Raw genomic sequence first — 18,769 nt, 5'->3', positions numbered from 1 at the left:
AACCGGCGTCGGAGCAGCCATATGCGCCGCATGCATCGGCGGCATCGCAACTCTTGGGGCAGGAGCAATCTCAGGCGCCGTGACATGCTTTGGGTACCTGTAATGTCCCAGAGCACATCTCCCTCGCCGCACGGACGGAATGCTCAGCTGGCTTTCGCGATATCAGTTCTGTGCTTCAGTGCCACCGCCACGATCGCCGTACTCAGCGTACCATTCAGCATAAACTTGTACGGCGTGAAGGGATTATGGATGCCGACACTGCTCCTCATTCCGATGACGCTTCAGGGATTGTCTTTATTTTTCCTCAAGCGCGTCGCGAGCACAGCGATCACTGATTGAATCCACAAACGGCACACAACAGTTCATCCGCCCCTCAAGAGGTGTGCGATGAGAGCAGCCTGGGGCCCTCGATGCATCGAGGGCCCCAGTACTGACCAGCGTGGCCCCACTCCGACCAACCCGCGGCGTAACGAAGCGCATGCCCTGCAACCAACCATCTCCTGCACCCGGAAACCCGCATGACGGATCTGCGGCATTCGTCCTACGCGTATCGCAGGCCGAGCCGGTAGTCTGGGTGCGTCTCGCACAGGCGCGTGGCCCTCCCCTGCCCTGTGCAGCCCAGCGCGGCCCATGGCAGCCCGGCGGGCCCGAGTCCAGGCGATGCACGTTGCCCAGCCCACTGCACGTAGACGCAGTCGGCGACCATGAAGCCTGACAAGGGAAGAAGAATGACACAGAACCTGGTCACAAGCGCCCCCGCGCAGGTGCGCGCCGTATCCGGTCGACCCGAGACCGCAGCCACCCTCATGGAGGTGTGGCAGGGCCTGTCCGCCGCCGTCGTCGACACCATCGCGGACGACTGGTACGCCACTGAGCAGAAGTACAGCGCCGGACGCCAGGAGCACTACTTCTCCGCGGAGTTCCTCATGGGCCGCGCCCTGCTCAACAACCTGTCCAACCTGGGCATGATCGATGAGGCCCGTGAGACCGTCGGCTCCTTCGGCGTGAGTCTCTCCGATGTCCTGGAGCAGGAGCCCGACGCCGCCCTGGGCAACGGCGGGCTGGGCCGCCTGGCCGCCTGCTTCCTGGACTCCTGCGCCACCCTGGACCTGCCGGTCAACGGTTTCGGCATCCTCTACCGCTACGGGCTGTTCAAGCAGCTCTTCGAGGACGGCTTCCAGACCGAGCACCCCGACCCCTGGATGGAGGAGGGCTACCCCTTCGTCATCCGCCACGAGGAGGCCCAGCGCCTGGTCCACTACCAGGACATGACCGTGCGTGCCATCCCCTACGACATGCCCATCACCGGCTACGGCACCAAGAACGTGGGGACCCTGCGCCTGTGGAAGGCCGAGCCGCTCGAGGAGTTCGACTACGACGCCTTCAACTCCCAGCGCTTCACCGAGGCCATCGTCGAGCGCGAGCGCACCTCGGACATCTCCCGTGTCCTCTACCCCAACGACGCCACCTACGAGGGCAAGGTCCTGCGGGTGCGCCAGCAGTACTTCTTCTGCTCGGCCTCCCTGCAGCAGATCGTTGAGAACTACGTCAGCCACCATGGTGAGGACCTGACCGGCTTCGCCGACTACAACGCCATCCAGCTCAACGACACCCACCCGGTGCTCGCCATCCCCGAGCTGATGCGCATCCTCCTGGACGAGCACCACCTGGGCTGGGAGGAGGCCTGGGAGGTGGTCACCAAGACCTTTGCCTACACCAACCACACGGTACTGGCCGAGGCCCTGGAGACCTGGGAGATCTCCATCTTCGACCGTCTCTTCCCGCGCATCACCGAGATCGTCCGCGAGATCGACCGCCGCTTCCGCATGGAGATGGCCGAGCGAGGCCTGGAGCAGGGCACCATCGACTACATGGCCCCCATCTCCGGGGACAAGGTGCGCATGGCCTGGATCGCCTGCTACGCCTCCTACTCCATCAACGGCGTCGCCGCGCTGCACACCGAGATCATCAAGCGCGAGACCCTGGGCGAGTGGCACGCCATCTGGCCCGAGCGCTTCAACAACAAGACCAACGGCGTCACCCCGCGCCGCTGGCTGCGCCAGTGCAACCCGCGCCTGTCGGCGCTCCTGGACGAGGTCACCGGCTCGGACACCTGGGTCAAGGACCTCACCGTCCTGGCCGAGCACACCGACTCCGTGGACGAGTCCGTCTACGACCGCCTGGCGGAGATCAAGCACGCCAACAAGGTGGACTTCGCCGCCTGGATCGCCCAGCGCGAGGGGATCGAGATCGACCCGGAGGCCATCTTCGACGTCCAGATCAAGCGCCTCCACGAGTACAAGCGCCAGCTGCTCAACGCCATCTACATCCTGGACCTCTACTTCCGCATGAAGCAGGACCCGAGTCTGGAGGTCCCCAAGCGGGCCTTCATCTTCGGGGCGAAGGCGGCTCCCGGCTACATCCGGGCCAAGGGCGTCATCAAGCTCATCAATGCCATCGCCGAGCTGGTCAACAACGACCCGGTCGTCTCCAAGACCCTTAAGGTCGTCTTCGTCCACAACTACAACGTCTCCCCGGCCGAGCACATCATCCCGGCCGCCGACGTCTCCGAGCAGATCTCGATGGCCGGCAAGGAGGCCTCGGGAACCTCCAACATGAAGTTCATGATGAACGGAGCCCTGACCCTGGGCACGCTCGACGGCGCCAACGTGGAGATCCTCGAGGCAGTGGGTGATGACAACGCCTACATCTTCGGCGCCACCGAGGACGAGCTGCCCGGCCTGCGCGAGAGCTACGACCCGGTGTGGCACTACGAGAACGTCCCCGGCCTCAAGCGCGTCCTGGACGCCTTCACCGACGGCACCCTCGATGACAACGGCTCGGGCTGGTTCGCCGACCTGCGCCGCAGCCTCCTGGAGCCCTCCTACGAGCCGGCCGACGTCTACTACGTCCTGGGCGACTTCGCCTCCTACCGCGAGACCAAGGACGCCATGGCGGCCGACTACGCCGACACCCGCGCCTGGCAGCGCAGGGCCTGGGTGAACATCACCCGCTCGGGCCGATTCTCCTCCGACCGCACCATCAGCGACTACGCCCGCGAGGTCTGGAAGATCGACCCCGAGCCGATCGCCTGATCCTCAAGCCACAGACGCGAGCGCCCCCTCACCACCGCGGTGAGGGGGCGTCGCGTCTGTTGGGCGGGCGCGCGACAGGCGCTCAGCAGAGCTCAGTAGAGCATGGTGGCCAGGCGGCGGCGGGCCTGGGCGACCTCCGGGGCTGTGGGGCCGATGATCTCGAAGAACTCGAGCAGACGCAGGCGAGCCGTCTCGCGCTCCTCCCCCTGGTGGGTGCGCACGGCCTCCAGGGCCCGGCCGAGGGCAGCGTTGACGTCGCCGAGGGACAGAGCGGCGTCGGCCCCGGCCAGGGATGCCTCGAGGTCGGCAGGCTCGGCGTCGGCCGCCACGAGTAGCTCATGGGGGTCCTTGCCGTCCAGGCGGGCCGCGAGGCGCACCTGGTTGCGGGCGACCTTGAGCTCCTCATCGCCCGGATTCTGAGCGATGGCGTGGGTGTAGACCTCCTCGGCGGCGGCGAAGTCGCCGGCCTCGAGGGCCTCACGGGCTGCGCGCTCGACCTCGGTCTCCTCGGGTTCCCTGGATCGGGCGTCTGCACCGGCCGCCGCGTCGACGGCGATGGTGCCGCTGACACCGTTGGCTGCCGCCACCTCCAGCAGCTGATCGAGGATCGAGCGCAGCTGATCCTCGGGAACCGTGCCCTGGAACATCGGCACCGGCTGCCCGGCAATGAGGGCCACGACCGTGGGAACGGCCTGCGCCTGAAGCGCCTGAGCGACCTCCGGAGCGGCGTCGACATTTACGCGAGCCACCTGGAAGCGGCCGGCATACTGCCCCGCGAGCCGCTCCAGAACGGCGGCGAGATCGGTGCTGACCTGGCTGCGCGGGCTGTGCAGGACGACGATGACGGGGACCCGGGCGGAGAGCTCGGCCACATCGCGCAGGCTGGAGGCATCGACGTCGACCACAAGCGCAGCCGCCGGGCCTCCGGCACCACCGGAGTCGCTGGAGGCCTGCGCCGAGGCCCCGGAGCTGGAACCGGCAGGCTTGGAGGCCGGGGCGAAACTGGATAAGTCGACGGCGCCGAACATGCTCATTGACAGGTTGCCTTCCTCGGGCCGCAGCCCGGTAGCTTCATTGATCAGGGTATTGATCAGGGTCTTTTGTTGTCTTTCAGCGCCAACGCGGCCGGCAGGCCTCGCCCTGCGGTCAGAGGCCCGAGCGCGCCGGCGGCCCGACTCCGAGGATCGTCGCGGAGTCGGGCCGAGCAGCGGTGATGTTTCAGGACGGCCTGGCCGACGCCGAGGCCGTGGGGGCAGGTGTCTGGGAGTCGTCCCGGTCCACCTTGATCAGTGCGGTCTCCGCTCCCAGGATCGTCGCCTTCTCGCTGCTGCCCTCCTTGGGGATGGCGAAGGCGACCATGGAGTCGTAGGTGGCGGTGACCGTGCCGATGATCTTCTGGTTGCCGCCCATGAGGGCGGCAACGTCACCCTGCAGGGTCAGGTCGGATCCGTCGACCGTGCGCTTGTAGACGACCGTATAGGTCAGGGTCGTGAAGACCAGCGCCCCACCGTCGCCCTCCTCCATCTGGAGTCCCTGGAACCCGTCCGCCCCAGCAGTCGCCGTCACGGAGACCTCGCCCAAAGAGCTGAGGTTGGTGGCGCGGGTCGCCTGGATCTTCTGGCGCAGCAGGTCATCGGGGAAGGCCTTGCCGTTCTCGCCCTCGGGGTTGTTGAGCGCATCGACATAGGCGTCGAGCACCGCCTTGGGGGTTGCGACCAGACCTGCGGAGTCCGCCGTCACCTGCTTGGCGTGCTGAGCTGACTGCTTGGTCAGAACCGGGATGTTCTTCTGCTCCGAGAATCCCTGTACCCAGGCCCATACCTTGAACTGGTCACGCGCCGAGTTCTGCTCCAGAGACAGGATCGAGGGGCTGGCGCCCTCCGAGGCCGCCGCGGCGTTGCGGGGGAAGCCAGCGGTTTGGCCCACTCCCCCGCCCTGGATCTTGGTGGTCACGGGGTGGATGAACTCGTTGTTCCCGCTGGCGGAGGCCGTGGCGTACTCGGCTGCACGGATCCGTGCAGCCGGACCGGACATGACCTCCTTGAGCTTTTCCGCGTTCTTCTCCTTGTCCGCTGTCTCCAGACCGACCTGGACACGCTGGAGAATCTCGGAGAGCTGCTTGTCGTTGAGGACGGGCTCGGCGATGGGCGTTCCGGAGGCCTGGGTCGCGGCGGTCTTGGTTTTCTGCGACTTCGAGCAGGCGGCCAGGCTCAGGGCGAGGGCGGAGGCACCGCCCGCGCTCAGGAAGGCTCGACGGGTGGACTTCATGCGTGCTCCTGGTTGTGGGGGTCCTCGGTGGGATCGGTCTCGCCGAGGGGCTCGGCGGCGGCGGCCTGGATGGCGGCGGGGTCGGCGGCAGGGGGCAGCTCAACGCCGTCGGAGTAGGAGGGCCATGACACGGTGGTCGACGTCGCGGACGATTCGGCGGGACTGGTCGCGGGGAAAGCGGGCTCCTGCACCTCCTCCTCAACCTCCACCAGGTCCTGCGGCACACTGGTCGCCTCCGACCGGTCGGCGGCTGGCCAGGACTGGACCTCGGGCTGGGGCTGGTCGGCGGCCGGCCAAGACTGGACCTCGGGCTGGGCGAGGCCGTCGGGTATCTGGAGACCGGGCTCCTGGGGCTGGGCCGACGTCGTCACATCCTCGATCTCGGCTGTGTCGCTCTCGACGAGGATCTGCTCCTCGTGCGGGTCACCGGCCACGTGACTGGTGTGATGCTCCTGCGGGGCGAAACGAGAGTAATCCTGGAGGTCCTCACGCTGCTCAGGGGCCGGATCGTCGCTCGGAGCCGCGTGGCTGTGGTGGTTCACGTGACTGGTGTGAGCGGGAGCCTCGGAGAATCCGGGCGCACTCGACGCGTCAGCGTCATCCGAGGCGATCGCCAGCGCCTCGCCGTCTTGGAGGCCCTCCAGTCCACGGGCGGCTCGGTACTGCTGAGTGGCCTCCTCATCAAGGCCGGGGACGACCGACGAGCCCCGGGCGACCCCCGCGACCGACTGTTCCTCCTGCCCGATGCTGCTCTCTCCGTAGCCGCCGAATCCATAACCATAACCATCGCCACCGCCGTCAGCCGTGGGCATCTCGGGCGCTTGGGGAACGGCGGGAGCCTCGATGCCGTCGAGGTAGACGCGGCCGGTGCGAGGGTCGGTCCAGGCCTCGCCGGAGGCCTCAGCCCGTTCCTTGTCCCTCAGCTCTCGACGGGTCAGCTGCCGGTCAGGATCGTCTACCTGGGGAATGCCCTCCGTGGAGACGGAGTCGGCATTGGCGATGCGGGCCGCACGCTCGGCCGAAAGGGTCCGCCGCTCGACATCGGCCCGACGCAGCTGGAGATCGATGAAGAACAGGAAGGCTCCCGCGAGCACGAGCAGGCCGCCTAGGGCCAGACCGCCGTAGAAGTACCAGGGCGTCTCGACCTGCCGCGACCAGCTGATGGTCAGGGCAGGGGCCTTGGCCTTGCCGTCGGTCAACGCCATGACGACGATCTGCTCGTCGAGGTTCTTGCGCGGCAGCAGCTCGCGATCGGCGGACTCGGCGGTGTTGAAGGTGACTGAGGAGCCGCCGGTCTTCTCCCCCAACCAGAGGTCGGAGCCCGAGGCGCTCACGGCGCCGGCCTTGCGCTCCGAGCACTGCGACCCGGAGGCCGACGACGTCGCCCCGGCCTGGGCGGAGGCGGAGGATTGAGAAGCGGTCGCCGCGGAGGCGGTCGGAGTAGCGGGGGCCGCCGGAGTGGCAGAGGCCGCCGGGGCAGCGGAGGGATCGGGGCAGTACTGGGTCTCGTCCTTGGAGGCCAGGGTGCCGGCGTCGGCGTCAATGCTGGTGACCACCGTATAGGGAAGAGCGTTGTCGGCGTCGGGGCTCAGCCAGGCCTCGACGTCGGCCGCACGTGCGACGAAAAGGTGGACGTCCTTGCCGTCGGAGGACTTCGCGGTCACTGCGACATCGGACTCGGCACTGCTGAGAACTCCGGGAGCGGTAACGACGTAGGGCTGGGAAGGACCGGAGGCGAGCGTCGCCTCGACCTTGGAGCTGGGTTTCCAGATGGTGGCCGAACAGACGGCCAGGGCGACGACGATCAGTCCGAGGACGGTCACCACCACGCTCAAGATACGTCGACTCACGACGCGGATCTCCTATGCTCGCGGACACGGTTGACGAGGGCCGACTACAAGTGTCGGACATCGCTACGAGCGCTCACCGTGCGCCCGACGGGCACCAGAATCGCATGACGGACCCCACGAACGCACTGACCTCGGCGCAAAATCACAACGGAGCACGCGCAGAGCGAAGCGATCTCTCCCGAAAACCTGTCGGCAGAAAAGACCACCGCCGGGCACCAAGCCCTGACCAGTTCTCAGACGGGAGCCGGAGGAACGCTCGGAGAAACGAGGCGGCGCGGTCCACCCGCACCCGTCCGGCTGCCGAACGCATCCTCGGCAACCCCGGCAATCGCGCTCAGAACCGGACCTCTACCTGCTAGATTGTGCGTATCGTCACGCTTTCGTGACCACCGTCCCGATCACACCCAATCGTTACTCTTGGGCTGCGGTGAGCGTCCCCGGCTCGCCAGGAGGAGGAACCCGACGTGGCTGAGGAATACAGCGAGTTTGCCATCACGATGCGCGGTTACGACCGCGCCCAGGTCGACCGGAAGCTGGAGCAGCTCTCGCGACAGCTGGCCGACGCGCGTCGTGAGGTCGCCAGCCTTGACCAGCGCGCCATGACGCTGGCCGGCGAACTGGCCGACGCTCAGCGCCGGCTGCGAGAGTCCGACAAGCCGACCTACGCCGGTCTGGGTTCGCGGATCGAGCAGCTGCTGCGCAGCGCCGAGGAGCAGAGCGCGTCCGTCCTGTCCAAGGCCAATGCCGAGGCCGACGCCCTGCTGACCCGCACTCGCACCAACGCCAAGAACCTCTCCGAGCGCAGCGCCTCGGAAGCGGCGACTCTGCTCGCCGACGCCCGACGCGAGGCCAGCGAGCTGCGCTCCCGCTCCCAGGGGGAGGCCTCCACCGCCTTGGCCAACGCCGAGGCCCGCGCCCAGGAGCTCGTCTCCTCCGCCTCGCGCAAGGCAGCCCAGCTCTCCGCCGACTCCGAGGCGGCTGTCACCGAGATGCGGGCCTCCGCCGAGCGCGAGGCCGCACTGGTCCTGTCCCAGGCCCGCAAGCAGGCGGCCGAGATCGCCATCACCTCCGAGCGCGACGCCACCGCCAACCGCGAGGCGGCCGCGGCCGAAGCCGACGAGCTGCGCAAGACCTCCACGGCGAAGGCCGAGGAAATCCTCTCCGCCGCCAAGCAGGAGGCGGAGCTGACCGTCGGCAAGGCGCAGCGCGAGGCCGAGGAGATCCTCACCTCTGCGCGCAACGAGTCCGAGACGCTGCGCCGCTCGGCCACCGATGAGGCCGCCGCCGCCCGAGCCGAGGCCACCGAGCTTCGTCAGCAGGCCACCTTGGAGATCGCCGCGGCGCACGAGCAGGCCGCCCAGGAGGACTCCGACGCCCACGAGGCCACCCGCGAGCGCATCCGTGAGATGCAGGAGCAGGCCCAGATGCAGGCCCAGGAGGCCGAGGAGCGCCTGCAGGAGGCGCTGTCCCGCGCCGAGGAGGTCCGGGCACGCACCGACGCCGAGGCCCGCAAGCGTCAGGAGGAGGCCGTCGCCCAGGCCGAGGAGACCTTGGCGCAGGCCCGGATCGAGGCCGAGCAGATCGTCGGCGACGCCCGGGCCGACGCGGACGTCACCGCCCAGGTTGCGGCCCGCCAGCTCCAGGAGCTCGAGCGCCAGCGCGACTCGGTCTCTGCCTACCTCACTGAGATGCGCGGCGTCCTGGGCGGTGCCCTGCCCCAGGCGCCCACCTTCAGCGACCACGTCGTCGCTCTGCCCCAGGAGGCTCAGGAGCCGGCGCGGGAGCAGTCCTCCGCCGCGTCGGCGGAACCGGCAGCGGCCGCCAGCAGCGCTAACGCCGCCAGTAGCGCCAACGCCGCCAGCTCGAACAGCGCCACCTCTGCGCCCTCGGCCGCCTCGGCTCCCGCTCCGGCCGGGAACACGGCCGGGGCCTCGGGTGGCGGCCAGAAGAAGGCATCCACGCAGGCGGCTCAGAAGAACGCGCCCAAGGGGGGTTCCGGCCGCATCGAGAGCGTTCCGGCTCCCGGGAGGAACCAGGGCGGCTCCGGCAACGCCGGCAACCGTCACCCCCGTCAGGGCAAGGGGCGCCGCTGAGGCGCAATCGTGACAGCCGACGACGCCGCCCGGTTCGGGGACGAGTCATCCAGCGCCTCAGACACCGGGGACTGCGGGGACTCCGACTGGACGGCGTCGCGTCGTCGAGCGGCCGCCCAGCGGGCCCGCATGCTCCAGGAGCGCCAGGACGCCGAGCACGCCCGAGCCGCCCGTATCATCGGCCTCTTCCTCCGGGTCGCCCGTGACGAGGGCCTTGAGCCCGTTGCGCTGCGAGTGCGCGGCTACTCCGGTGGCAGCGCCCGCACCCCGCTGCGCGGGTGGTACCTGAGGGCCGACGAAACCGTCGGCATCGACACGCAGGGGCGCTTCTACATCCTGTCGATGCCGCTGAGCCTGAGCCAACGCCTGCGCGGGGTCAGGCCCGAGAGCCAGCCGGTGCCGATGACCATCGGCGAGGGCGGACGCGATGGCGACATCGTGCCGCTGCGCTTCGCGCTGAACCGCCTCCTGCCGGACTGGGAGGAGCGCTCTCCCGAGCCACTCGTGTGACCGGCCCGCATGCCGCGTCCTCGGCCCGACTACCAGAGGCGGCGCTCCCAGCAGGAAGTGTGCCAGTGCCGTCGCTCCTCCAGGCCCCGGTCCGCCCCGAAGAGCGACTCGTTGGTCCAGGCCACCACGTGCGCGGTGCCCGCGGGGATGACGCGGTGGCAGCCGGGGCAGGTGTAGGGCTTGTCCCCGCCCCGCAGGTAGCGCACGGTGAAATCGGCCCCGCCGGGACCGGTCTGGGTGCGCGGCACGGAGGCGAGACGGTCCATGCTCAAGGGGATGTGCCCCCGCCCGTAGGGGCGCTTGGATCTGCGACGTGCCATGCCCCGATCTCATCACATCCGGCTCTCGCCCCCAAGCCGGGGACGGGAGCCGGAAGCGATAGCGGGTGTCTGCGAGCCCCGCAGGAGCTGGGGCGGGAGACCATCCGGCCTCAGCCCTTGACCGAGCCGGCCATGAGTCCTCCGACGAAGTACTTGCCCAGCAGGATGTAGACCGCCAGGGTGGGCACAGAGGCGATGAGGGCTCCGGACATGGAGGCCCCGTAGTCGGCCAGGATCGATCCGTGAGCCAGGTTGTTGAGTGCCAGCGTCACCGGCCCGGACTGAGCCCCACCACCGAAGAACAGGGCGAACAGGAAGTCGTTCCAGGCGGAGGTGAACTGCCAGATGAGGACGACGACGAAGCTGGGTACCGAGATCGGCAGGACCACCGAGCCGTAGGTGCGCAGCATGCCGGCCCCGTCGACCCGGGCGGCCTCGATGAGCTCGTTCGGAATGGTCTCATAGTAGTTGCGGAAGATGAGCGTCGTGATCGGGATGCCGTAGACCACGTGCATGAGGATCAGCGTGTGAATCCCGAACCCCACCTCGACACTGGTCACCAGTCTCATGAGCGGGATCATGACGGCCTGGTAGGGGATGAACATGCCGAACAGGATGAGGGTGAAGACCACATTGGCCCCGGGGAAGCGCCACTTGGACAGGACGAAGCCGTTGGCACTGCCCAGCATCGCCGAGATGATCGAGGAGGGGATGACCAGGGCCAGGGAGCGCAGCAGCCCGCCACTGAGCTGGTTCCAGGCGTTGGCCCAGTTCTTGGCGACCCAGACCTCGGGCAGGTACCAGGTGCGGGAGGGGTCGGCGTCGGCGGATCCCTTGAAGGAGGTGACCAGTAGGACGTAGACGGGGATGAGGACAAGGATCACCGAGGCCAGCAGCAGGATGAATCGAACGCTCTGGCCCCAGCCGGGACGGCGCGGCGCTCGCATCGGAAGAGTCTGTGCCATGACCGCTCACCTCCTGCCCTTGGCGTCATGGATGAGATAGGGGATGACGGCGATCGCGACCAGGACCAGCAGGATCGTGCCGACGGCGGCGGCGTTGGAGTAGTCGTTGTCCGTCATGAAGTTGAACATGTCGATGGCCGGGACCTTGGTGGAGTAGGTCCGCTGGTCGGTGATCGACATGATGAGGTCGAAGGACTTCAGGGACATGTGCCCGATGATGATGACGGCGCTCAGGGCGATCGGCGTCAGCTGGGGGAAGATGATCGACTTGTAGAGTTGCCACTCGCTGGCGCCGTCGACCCGGGCGGCCTCGCGCAGGTCGTCGGGGATGCCGCGGAAGCCCGCCAGGAAGAGGGCCATGACGTATCCGGCCAGCTGCCACACGGCCGGCAGCGCGATGGCCAGGATCCCCCAGGTGGTGTTCTGGGTCCATGAGTTTTCCAGGAATCTCAGTCCCGTCATCTCGAAGAGGCGATTGAGTCCCGAGGCCTGCTCGCCCTGGGCAGAGTTGAGCAGCCACCTCCACACCACGCCGGAGGCCACGAAGGACACGGCCATGGGGAACAGGAAGATGGAACGGAAGATCCCCTCCCCCTTGATGGGGCGGTCCAGGAGCCAGGCCCATAGGAAGCCGACCACGAGGGTGCCGGCCAGGAAGGTGATGGTGAACAGGATGAGGTTGACGAAGGAATGCCGGAAGTCGGGATTGCCGAATAGGGCCGTGAAGTTGCTCAGCCCGACGACGGTGGTCCCCCTGCGCCCGGAGACCTGGCCCGCGGTGTGCATGTCCAGCAGGGAGGTATTGATGTTGATCCCGATCATCCCGTAGACGAAGACGCCGACGAGGAGGATCGAGGGCGAGATGAGCAGGAGGCCGGGTCCCCACTGCCTCCAGCTCGCCCGACGGCGCCGCACTGGGACGCTCTTGGTGCTCACGTGTTTCTCCTGATGCGTTGTGGCGGGCGGATCGGCCCGCAGTGGTGGTGGCCACCGGTCATCCGGTGGGCGAGCGGCCCGAGGAAGGGAACGAACCGGTGCGGACGCGCGGCCCGTTCCCGCCCCCGGAGAGCCGATCAGGAGGCGGCAGCGGCCTTGAGATCCGCCTGGAGCGCGGTGACGTCGGAGGCGCCCTGGGCGAACTTGGTCAGGGCATCGTTCATCGCGTTGGTGGCCTTGGCCGGCAGGGCCGCGCCGTGGGCGATGGAGGAGACGATCTTGTCCTTGGCGAAGGACTCCATGGCCGAGCGCTGGTACTCGGAGAACTTGCCCTTCTCCTCGTCGGTGAGGTCCGTGCGGGCGGGGATAGAGCCCTTGACGGTGTTGAAGGCGATCTGGCCGTCCTTGGAGGAGATCGCGTTGAGCCAGTTCTTGGCTCCGCCGGGGTGCTTGGCGCCGTCAGGCAGGGTGAAGGAGTCGGCCAGGAAGTCGAAGATGCCGTCGGTGCCCGGGACCGGGAAGTAGACGTAATCCTCTCCGGCCTTCTTTCCGGCGGCGTCGAAGCCGGCCACTGCCCAGTCGCCCATGACGTTGAAGGCGGCCTTGCCGTCCATGATGGGTTTCATGGCGGGCTCCCAGTCCTCGGTGTAGAGAGAGGAGTCGGTGTAGCCCACGATCGTCTTGTAGTGTTCAAGCGCCTTGGTGACCTCGGCGCCGCCCCAGTCGGTCTTGCCGTCGAAGAGCCCGTTGTAGGCGTCCACGCCCAGGTCGGCGATGAGGATGGTCTCGAGCAGCTCGAGCTGGGTCCAGGCCATGCCCATGGTGATGGGCGTCAGGCCGGCGGCCTTGACCTTCTCCATGTCTGCGATCCAGGCGTCGATGGTGGTGGCGGGCTTGGTCGGGTCGAGCCCGGCGGCCTTGAGTGCGGGAACCGAGGCCCACACGACGTTGGCCCGGTGGATGTTGGAGGGCACCGAGTAGATCTTGCCGTCGGAGTCCTTGAGGCGGTCCATGAGCGCGGCGGGGAATGCCTCGTTGAGCTTGAACTCCTCGTAGAGGCTGGAGACGTCCAGTAGGTAGCCGGCCTCGATGTGGTCCTTGATCTCGGCACCGGCGTGGGCCTGGTAGGTGTCCGGCGGGTTCTTGGCGGCCAGGTCCGCGGCGAGCTTCTGCTTGGCCTGGCTGCCGGCGCCGCCGGAGACGGCCTTGTTCTCGAACTTCGTCTTGGGGAACTGCTCGTTGAAGACCTTGACCAGGGCATCCAGGCCGAGCTTCTCCGAGCCGGCCGACCACCAGGTGACGACGTCGACCTGGCTGGCGTCCCCTTCGCCGGCGGCTCCACCGGACTTCGAGCCGGAGCTGCCGGAGGTCGCGCAGGCGGCCAGGGTGGCGGCGACTGCAGTGGTTCCCAGCCCCGCCAGCACGGCGCGGCGGGAGAGGTAGTGGGTGGGACGCATGGGACTGCTCCTTAGAAACGACGTTGTTTCATGTCCACGGCACCGTCGCCGCGGGCGGTGAGAGGAGATGTCATCCAGTCATCTGATCTCAACAGGGCAGAGAGTAGACCTAAGTTGAGCGAAACTCAAACATATATTGCGCAAACAATCATTATTCCGGTCGACCACCACAGGTCTATACCAGTAATGGCAATGGTTCAACCAGCAGCCTGTGCGTCGCGAGCATGAAAAAGGTCCTCGCTGCTCAGTAAGCAGCGAGGACCTGGTGAGCACCGAACAGGCTCAGTGGCGCCGAGTGGTCTGTACCAGACTGCGGACGAGGCGGCCCAGCACGCTCTCAGGCCGAGCCCGAGCGCCGAGCCGGATAGCTCAGAGCGCTCAGATCAGCCCCATGGAGGCCACGGTGTTCTTCTCCTCGACGAGTTCGGCCGCCGAGGCGTCGATCCTGCCGCGGGAGAAGTCATCGATCTCCAGACCCTGGACGATCTTCCACTCGCCGTTCTCCGAGGTGCAGGGGAAGGAGGAGATGATGCCCTCGGGCACGCCGTAGGAGCCGTCGGACATGACCGAGGAGGAGGTCCAGGATCCCGAAGTGCCCAGCACCCAGTCGTGCACGTGGTCGATGGCGGCTGAGGCGGCTGAGGCGGCCGAGGAGGCGCCGCGGGCGTCGATGATGGCGGCGCCGCGCTTGGCGACGGTCGGGATGAAGTCCCCCTCGACCCAGGCACGGTCGGCCAGGATGTCGGTGACGGGGGCGCCCTTGACGGTGGCGTGGGTCAGGTCGGGGTACTGGGTGGAGGAGTGGTTGCCCCAGACGGTGACCTTGTCGATGTCGGTGACGTGGCAGCCCGCCTTGGTGGCGAGCTGGGCCAGGGCGCGGTTGTGGTCCAGGCGGGTCATGGCCGTGAAGCGCGAGGCGGGGATGTCGGGGGCGTGGGAGGCGGCGATGAGGGCGTTGGTGTTGGCGGGGTTGCCCACGACGAGCACCTTGATGTCGTCGGCGGCGCCGGCGTTGAGCGCCTCGCCCTGGGGGCCGAAGATGCCGCCGTTGGCGGAGAGCAGGTCGGCGCGCTCCATGCCGGCCTTGCGGGGCATGGACCCCACGAGGAAGGCGATGTTGGCGCCCTCGAAGGCGGCCTTCGCGTCGTCGAAGATGTCGACGCTGCCCAGGGTCGGGAAGGCCGAGTCGAACAGCTCCATGGCGGTGCCCTCAGCGGCCTTGATGGCCGGCGGGATCTCCAGCAGGCGGAGGTTGACGCGCTGGTCCGGGCCGAGCAGGGCTCCGGAGGCGATGCGGAACAGCAGCGCATAGCCGATGTTGCCGGCGGCACCGGTGATGGTGATATTGACGGGAGCATTTGCCATCGAGGACTCCTTCGAGACGTGTGTCGTCGCGGGCCGCAGGCGGCAGCCCGGCAGGACAACGCTATGACGTACGCGCAGGTGAACACAGCGATCCGCAAGGTTTCGTGACTCTCACCACTTCCTTGACCGACAGTGGTGGAGATCCTGCTGGCGCCCGGTGATCCAGGCGTGATCCGTCCCGGTCCTGACAGCACCCCGTCTCGATCGATACTCTGGGGCCCTCCCCCAGCCCGCTTCTCGCCTCCAGGACCGTGATGAGCTCACGTCGATCCCCCGTACTTCTCCCGGCGCCGCTGCGTCGGGGCTCTAAGCCCCCGGCCCGAATCTCCTCGTCCGCCGGGCGCCGCTCGGGCGCCGTCTCCTTCGGTCTGACGCTGCTGGGCGCCCTGGGCTCGGGCTGGTGCCTCATCTCCACCGGGCGCGCCCTGGGGGCCCTGCTGGTCTCCTCGCCTGCGGTGGGCCTGCTGGCCCAGGCGCTGGCCGCAGCGGTCCTGAGCGCCATCTGTCAGCTGCTGGCCCAGCGGGTCGCCCGCTCCAGTGCGCTCAGCGAAGAGGTCCACCTGCGCCGGCTCACGCTAGCCCATCTGCTCGGCCTGGGGCCGGCGCGCGCCGCCGACGTGCGCAGCGGCGCCACCGTCTCCCTCCTGACCGACGGCGCCGAGCGCGTGGCCCTCTACCGTCAGACCTTCCTCGCCCCCACTCTGGCCGCGGCGGCGGCGCCCCTGCTGGTGCTCATCGAGCTGGCCGCGGCGGTCGACGTCGCACCCGCCGTGATTCTGGGGGTGGCCGTCATCGTGGTACCGGTCTTCATCACCTTCTGCCACTCGCGTCTGCGGGCATCGTCGTCGGACTCCAGGCGTGCGCGCACGCGTCTGGCCGCCGAGTACCTCGACGCCATCCAGGGGTTGCGGACCCTCACCCTGGCCCGGGCGGCCGAGCGCATCAGCGCCCGCCTGCGCCTGGAGGGGGAGACGAACCGGCGCGCCGTCATGGGCCTGTTGGCGGGAAACCAGCTCGTCATCCTGCTCACCGACAGCCTGTTCTCCCTGTTCCTCATCACCGTGGCCGCGGGGATGGCCCTCGTGCGCCTGTCGGACGGAGCGATCGGCGTCGGCGATGCACTGGCGATCGTCCTGACCTCCTACGTGCTCCTGGAGCCGCTCGACCACGTGGGCGCCTTCTTCTACGTGGGGATGGGAGGCATGGCCAATCAGCGCGCCATCCGCCGGATTCTGGCACGGCCCCTGCCCCGGTCCGCGCCGAGTGCCCGCCCGGAGGCGGGTACCCCGGCTGGCGCGACGGCACAGGACATCGTCGTGCTCGACGACGTCGCGGCCACCTGGGACGAGGAGCCGGTGCTCGAGGGCGTGAATTTGGTCGTGCGGCGCGGTGAGCACCTAGCGGTCGTGGGTCCCTCGGGTGCGGGAAAATCGACGCTCATGGCGATGCTCTCAGGGAACCTGCTGCCCAGCGCGGGCTCGCTGCGCGTCGAGGGAGCCGAGCTCACCGCCGCCACTCAGGACGAGGTGCGCGAGGCCTCCGCCCTGGTGGCGCAGACGACGTGGCTGTTCACCGGGACGATCGCGGACAACCTGCGCCTGGCCCAGCCCTATGCGACGCCGTCGCAGATGTGGCACGCCCTGGAAGCAGCCCGTCTCGACAAGGAGGTCGCGCTCATGCCCGCGGGGCTGGAGACGCAGGTCGGTGAGGCCGGACTGGGGCTCTCCGGCGGGCAGGCCCAGCGCCTGTCGCTCGCACGCGCGGTACTGGCCGACCGCCCCTTGCTGCTGCTGGACGAGCCCACCAGCCAGGTGGACCTGGCCAGCGAGGCCGCTATCGTCGAGTCCATCGAGCAACTGGCCCGGGGCCGCACCGTCATCACCATCTCGCACCGCGAGGGGGCGCTGGTCAACGCCGACCGGATCGTCAGGGTCGCGGCCCGCGGGATTCACGAGGCGGGTACGGCCAAGGCACCGGCCGGCACCGGCGGCGCCGCCGACGACGCTCACGAAGGCGGAACCTCCGACGGGGCGGCCACCGCGCAGAGTGGGGAGGCGCGGTCATGATCCGGACCAGACGCTCGCCGGCGGCCCGGCCGCACGACGTCGGCGCACCGACTGAGAACGCGGTGAGCGGGAACGACGGCGACTCAGGGCCGCAGCGGCCGTCGCGCACGGTGCTGGTGCGCTGGCTGCTTCATGTCACCCGCCCGGTGCTATCACCGCTGCTGGGCTCCACCCTGTGCCGCACCATCGACCTGCTCAGCGGCGTGTCCCTGTTCGCCCTGGGGGCCTACGCCGTGGCCTCGATGGGGCTGGCGATGACGAGCGGCGCACCATTGCCGGCCATCTGGCCGGTGCTGGCCGTCATGGCGGGCCTGTCGATACTCAAGGCCGCCCTGCGCTACGCCGAGCAGTTCCTGGGCCACCTGGTGGCTTTCAAGGCCCTCGAGTTGCTGCGGGGGCAGATCTTCCGCTCGCTCATCCCCCGCTCGCCCCGGGTCAGTGCGACCTCCCGCTCGGGCGACCTACTGTCGCGAGCCACCAAGGACGTGGACCGCATCGAGGTCTTCTTCGCCCACACCTTCGCCCCGGCGGTCTCCGCCGTCATCACCCCGCTCGTGGTGCTCGCGGTCATCGGTCTCAAGGTGTCCTGGCTGGTGGCCCTGACCGTGCTCCCCTTCGTGGCGCTCCAGCTGCTCATCGTGCCCCGTCTGGGATTCACCGCCTCCCTGGAGGCCTCCCGATCCAGCTCGGCGGCGCGGGCGGACCTCACCCAGCACGTCACCGACACCGTCCAAGGCATGAGCGAGGTCGTCGGGTACGGACGCAGCCGGGTGCGTCTCGACGAGATGGCCAGGATCGACGCCGAGATCACCGGCGCCTCACGGCCCGTGGGCCAGTGGGCCTCCGTGCGCCGGGGCGTCAACCAGATGGCGAGCCTGACCGCGCCGATCGCCGTCGTCGTGGTGGGGGCGATGCTGCCCACCACCGGCCGCGGTGCGGGCGTCCCCCTGCTTGCGGCCGCCGCGGCGGCGGTGCTGCGGATGAGCGAGACCGTGCGCGGCGTCGAGGAGCTCGCCGGCGCGCTCAACGCCTCCTTCGCCTCGGCCGAAAGGGTGTGGGAGGTCGTCAACGCCCCGGTGGAGGTACGCGACGGCGATCAAGAGCTGACCGGCGGTATCTCGCATGAGGTCCTGTGGCAGGACGTCACCTACTCCTACCCCAACACCGCCGCGCAGGCCGTCCGCGGAGTAAGTGTCAGGGCCAGGGCCGGTAAGTGGACCTGCATCGTGGGGGCCTCCGGATCGGGCAAGTCGACGCTGGCCCAGCTGGCCATGCGATACGACGAGCCGGACTCGGGCCGCATCCTCATCGACGGCCAGGACGTGGCCGACCTGCGGGCGATCAGCCTCTACCAGGAGATCGGCATGGTGGATCAGAGGGTCCACCTCATGCGTGCCACCATCGCGGACAATGTGCGTCTGGCGGCGCCGGCGGCCAGTGACGCCCAGGTGGTCCGGGCCTGCCGGGCCGCCTGCATCGATGAGGACATCGAGGCCCTCGAGGACGGCTACGACACCCTTGTGGGCGAACGCGGGCAGTCCCTGTCCGGAGGCCAGCGACAGCGTCTGGCGCTGGCGCGAGCCCTCCTCGCCAACCCCGGAGTACTCATCCTGGACGAGTTCACCTCTCACCTGGACCCCGAGTTGGATGAGCGGGTACGGATCGGGGTGCGCACCTACCTGCCGCAGGCCACGATCATCGAGATCACCCACCGCCTGCAGTGGTCCGAGCAGGCCGACCACGTCGTGGTCATGGACGCCGGGACGGTGGTGCAGGCCGGTCCGCCGGCCAAGCTCCTGGCCGAGCCCGGAGCGCTGCGCACCCTGACCGCCCGCGGCCACTGA

The 18,769-nt window shown here is 68.6% G+C and carries 13 protein-coding genes and 1 pseudogene; 6 read left to right on the top strand and 8 right to left on the bottom strand.

Annotated elements, in window-relative coordinates; genetic code table 11:
• Positions 1 to 728 precede the first annotated feature (728 nt).
• Complete coding sequence (locus FK256_RS03080; RefSeq protein ID WP_021604900.1) at positions 729 to 3,095, top strand: glycogen/starch/alpha-glucan phosphorylase; 2,367 nt, start codon at positions 729 to 731, stop codon at positions 3,093 to 3,095.
• Between the two features lie 92 nt (positions 3,096 to 3,187).
• Here the strand turns inward: FK256_RS03080 and FK256_RS03075 are convergent, their stop codons facing one another.
• The 3 genes from FK256_RS03075 to FK256_RS03065 form a co-directional block, all read right to left on the bottom strand.
• Positions 3,188 to 4,129 carry a tetratricopeptide repeat protein gene (locus tag FK256_RS03075; protein ID WP_021604899.1) on the bottom strand — a complete coding sequence of 314 codons (942 nt, stop codon included), beginning with the start codon at positions 4,127 to 4,129 and terminating at the stop codon, positions 3,188 to 3,190.
• A 184-nt stretch (positions 4,130 to 4,313) separates the two neighbouring features.
• Complete coding sequence (locus tag FK256_RS03070) at positions 4,314 to 5,363, bottom strand: DUF8094 domain-containing protein (RefSeq protein WP_009232394.1); 1,050 nt, start codon at positions 5,361 to 5,363, stop codon at positions 4,314 to 4,316.
• Entirely contained in the window at positions 5,360 to 7,213 is a 1,854-nt protein-coding gene (locus tag FK256_RS03065) for a hypothetical protein (protein ID WP_141423679.1), read from the bottom strand. Before FK256_RS03065 ends, FK256_RS03070 begins: the two co-directional genes overlap by 4 nt.
• A 464-nt stretch (positions 7,214 to 7,677) precedes the next feature.
• Between FK256_RS03065 and FK256_RS03060 the strand changes: the two genes are divergently transcribed.
• Positions 7,678 to 9,306, top strand: coding sequence for a DivIVA domain-containing protein (locus tag FK256_RS03060; protein ID WP_021604897.1), 1,629 nt, complete (start codon positions 7,678 to 7,680; stop codon positions 9,304 to 9,306).
• Between the two features lie 9 nt (positions 9,307 to 9,315).
• Positions 9,316 to 9,816, top strand: a complete 501-nt coding sequence (locus FK256_RS03055; RefSeq protein ID WP_141423678.1) for a hypothetical protein — start codon at positions 9,316 to 9,318, stop codon at positions 9,814 to 9,816.
• A 29-nt stretch (positions 9,817 to 9,845) separates the two neighbouring features.
• Here the strand turns inward: FK256_RS03055 and FK256_RS03050 are convergent, their stop codons facing one another.
• The 5 genes from FK256_RS03050 to FK256_RS03030 all read right to left on the bottom strand — a co-directional run bounded on the left by FK256_RS03050 (position 9,846) and on the right by FK256_RS03030 (position 14,859).
• Positions 9,846 to 10,136 (bottom strand): hypothetical protein, encoded by a 291-nt coding sequence (locus FK256_RS03050; protein ID WP_009232398.1) that lies wholly within the window; start codon positions 10,134 to 10,136, stop codon positions 9,846 to 9,848.
• 110 nt (positions 10,137 to 10,246) lie between these two features.
• Positions 10,247 to 11,101: a carbohydrate ABC transporter permease gene (locus tag FK256_RS03045; protein WP_141423677.1), complete on the bottom strand. Its 855-nt coding sequence runs from the start codon at positions 11,099 to 11,101 to the stop codon at positions 10,247 to 10,249.
• Positions 11,102 to 11,107: 6 nt separating this feature from the next.
• A complete protein-coding gene (locus tag FK256_RS03040) occupies positions 11,108 to 12,037 on the bottom strand; it encodes a carbohydrate ABC transporter permease (protein WP_009232400.1) in 930 nt (309 codons plus the stop codon).
• Positions 12,038 to 12,174: 137 nt separating this feature from the next.
• The gene (locus FK256_RS03035; RefSeq protein ID WP_141423676.1) at positions 12,175 to 13,494 is read right to left on the bottom strand and encodes an ABC transporter substrate-binding protein; all 1,320 of its coding nucleotides are present in this window, start codon (positions 13,492 to 13,494) and stop codon (positions 12,175 to 12,177) included.
• A gap of 378 nt (positions 13,495 to 13,872) precedes the next feature.
• A complete protein-coding gene (locus FK256_RS03030) occupies positions 13,873 to 14,859 on the bottom strand; it encodes a malate dehydrogenase (protein WP_021604892.1) in 987 nt (328 codons plus the stop codon).
• 254 nt (positions 14,860 to 15,113) lie between these two features.
• Between FK256_RS03030 and FK256_RS03025 the strand changes: the two genes are divergently transcribed.
• From FK256_RS03025 to FK256_RS14860, 3 genes and pseudogenes are all read left to right on the top strand, one after another.
• On the top strand, positions 15,114 to 16,925 hold the full coding sequence (locus FK256_RS03025) for an ABC transporter ATP-binding protein/permease (protein WP_141423675.1): 1,812 nt from the start codon (positions 15,114 to 15,116) through the stop codon (positions 16,923 to 16,925).
• Between the two features lie 224 nt (positions 16,926 to 17,149).
• A pseudogene (locus tag FK256_RS14865) lies at positions 17,150 to 17,830 on the top strand (ABC transporter transmembrane domain-containing protein); the annotation flags it as partial.
• Between the two features lie 6 nt (positions 17,831 to 17,836).
• A complete protein-coding gene (locus FK256_RS14860) occupies positions 17,837 to 18,769 on the top strand; it encodes an ATP-binding cassette domain-containing protein (protein WP_425321575.1) in 933 nt (310 codons plus the stop codon).

The organism is Actinomyces johnsonii (assembly GCF_006546835.1).
In the GTDB taxonomy this organism is placed as follows: Bacteria; Actinomycetota; Actinomycetes; order Actinomycetales; family Actinomycetaceae; genus Actinomyces; species Actinomyces johnsonii.
Note: the sequence above shows the minus strand (reverse complement) of the source record. Positions and strands in the feature narration are given on the sequence as shown.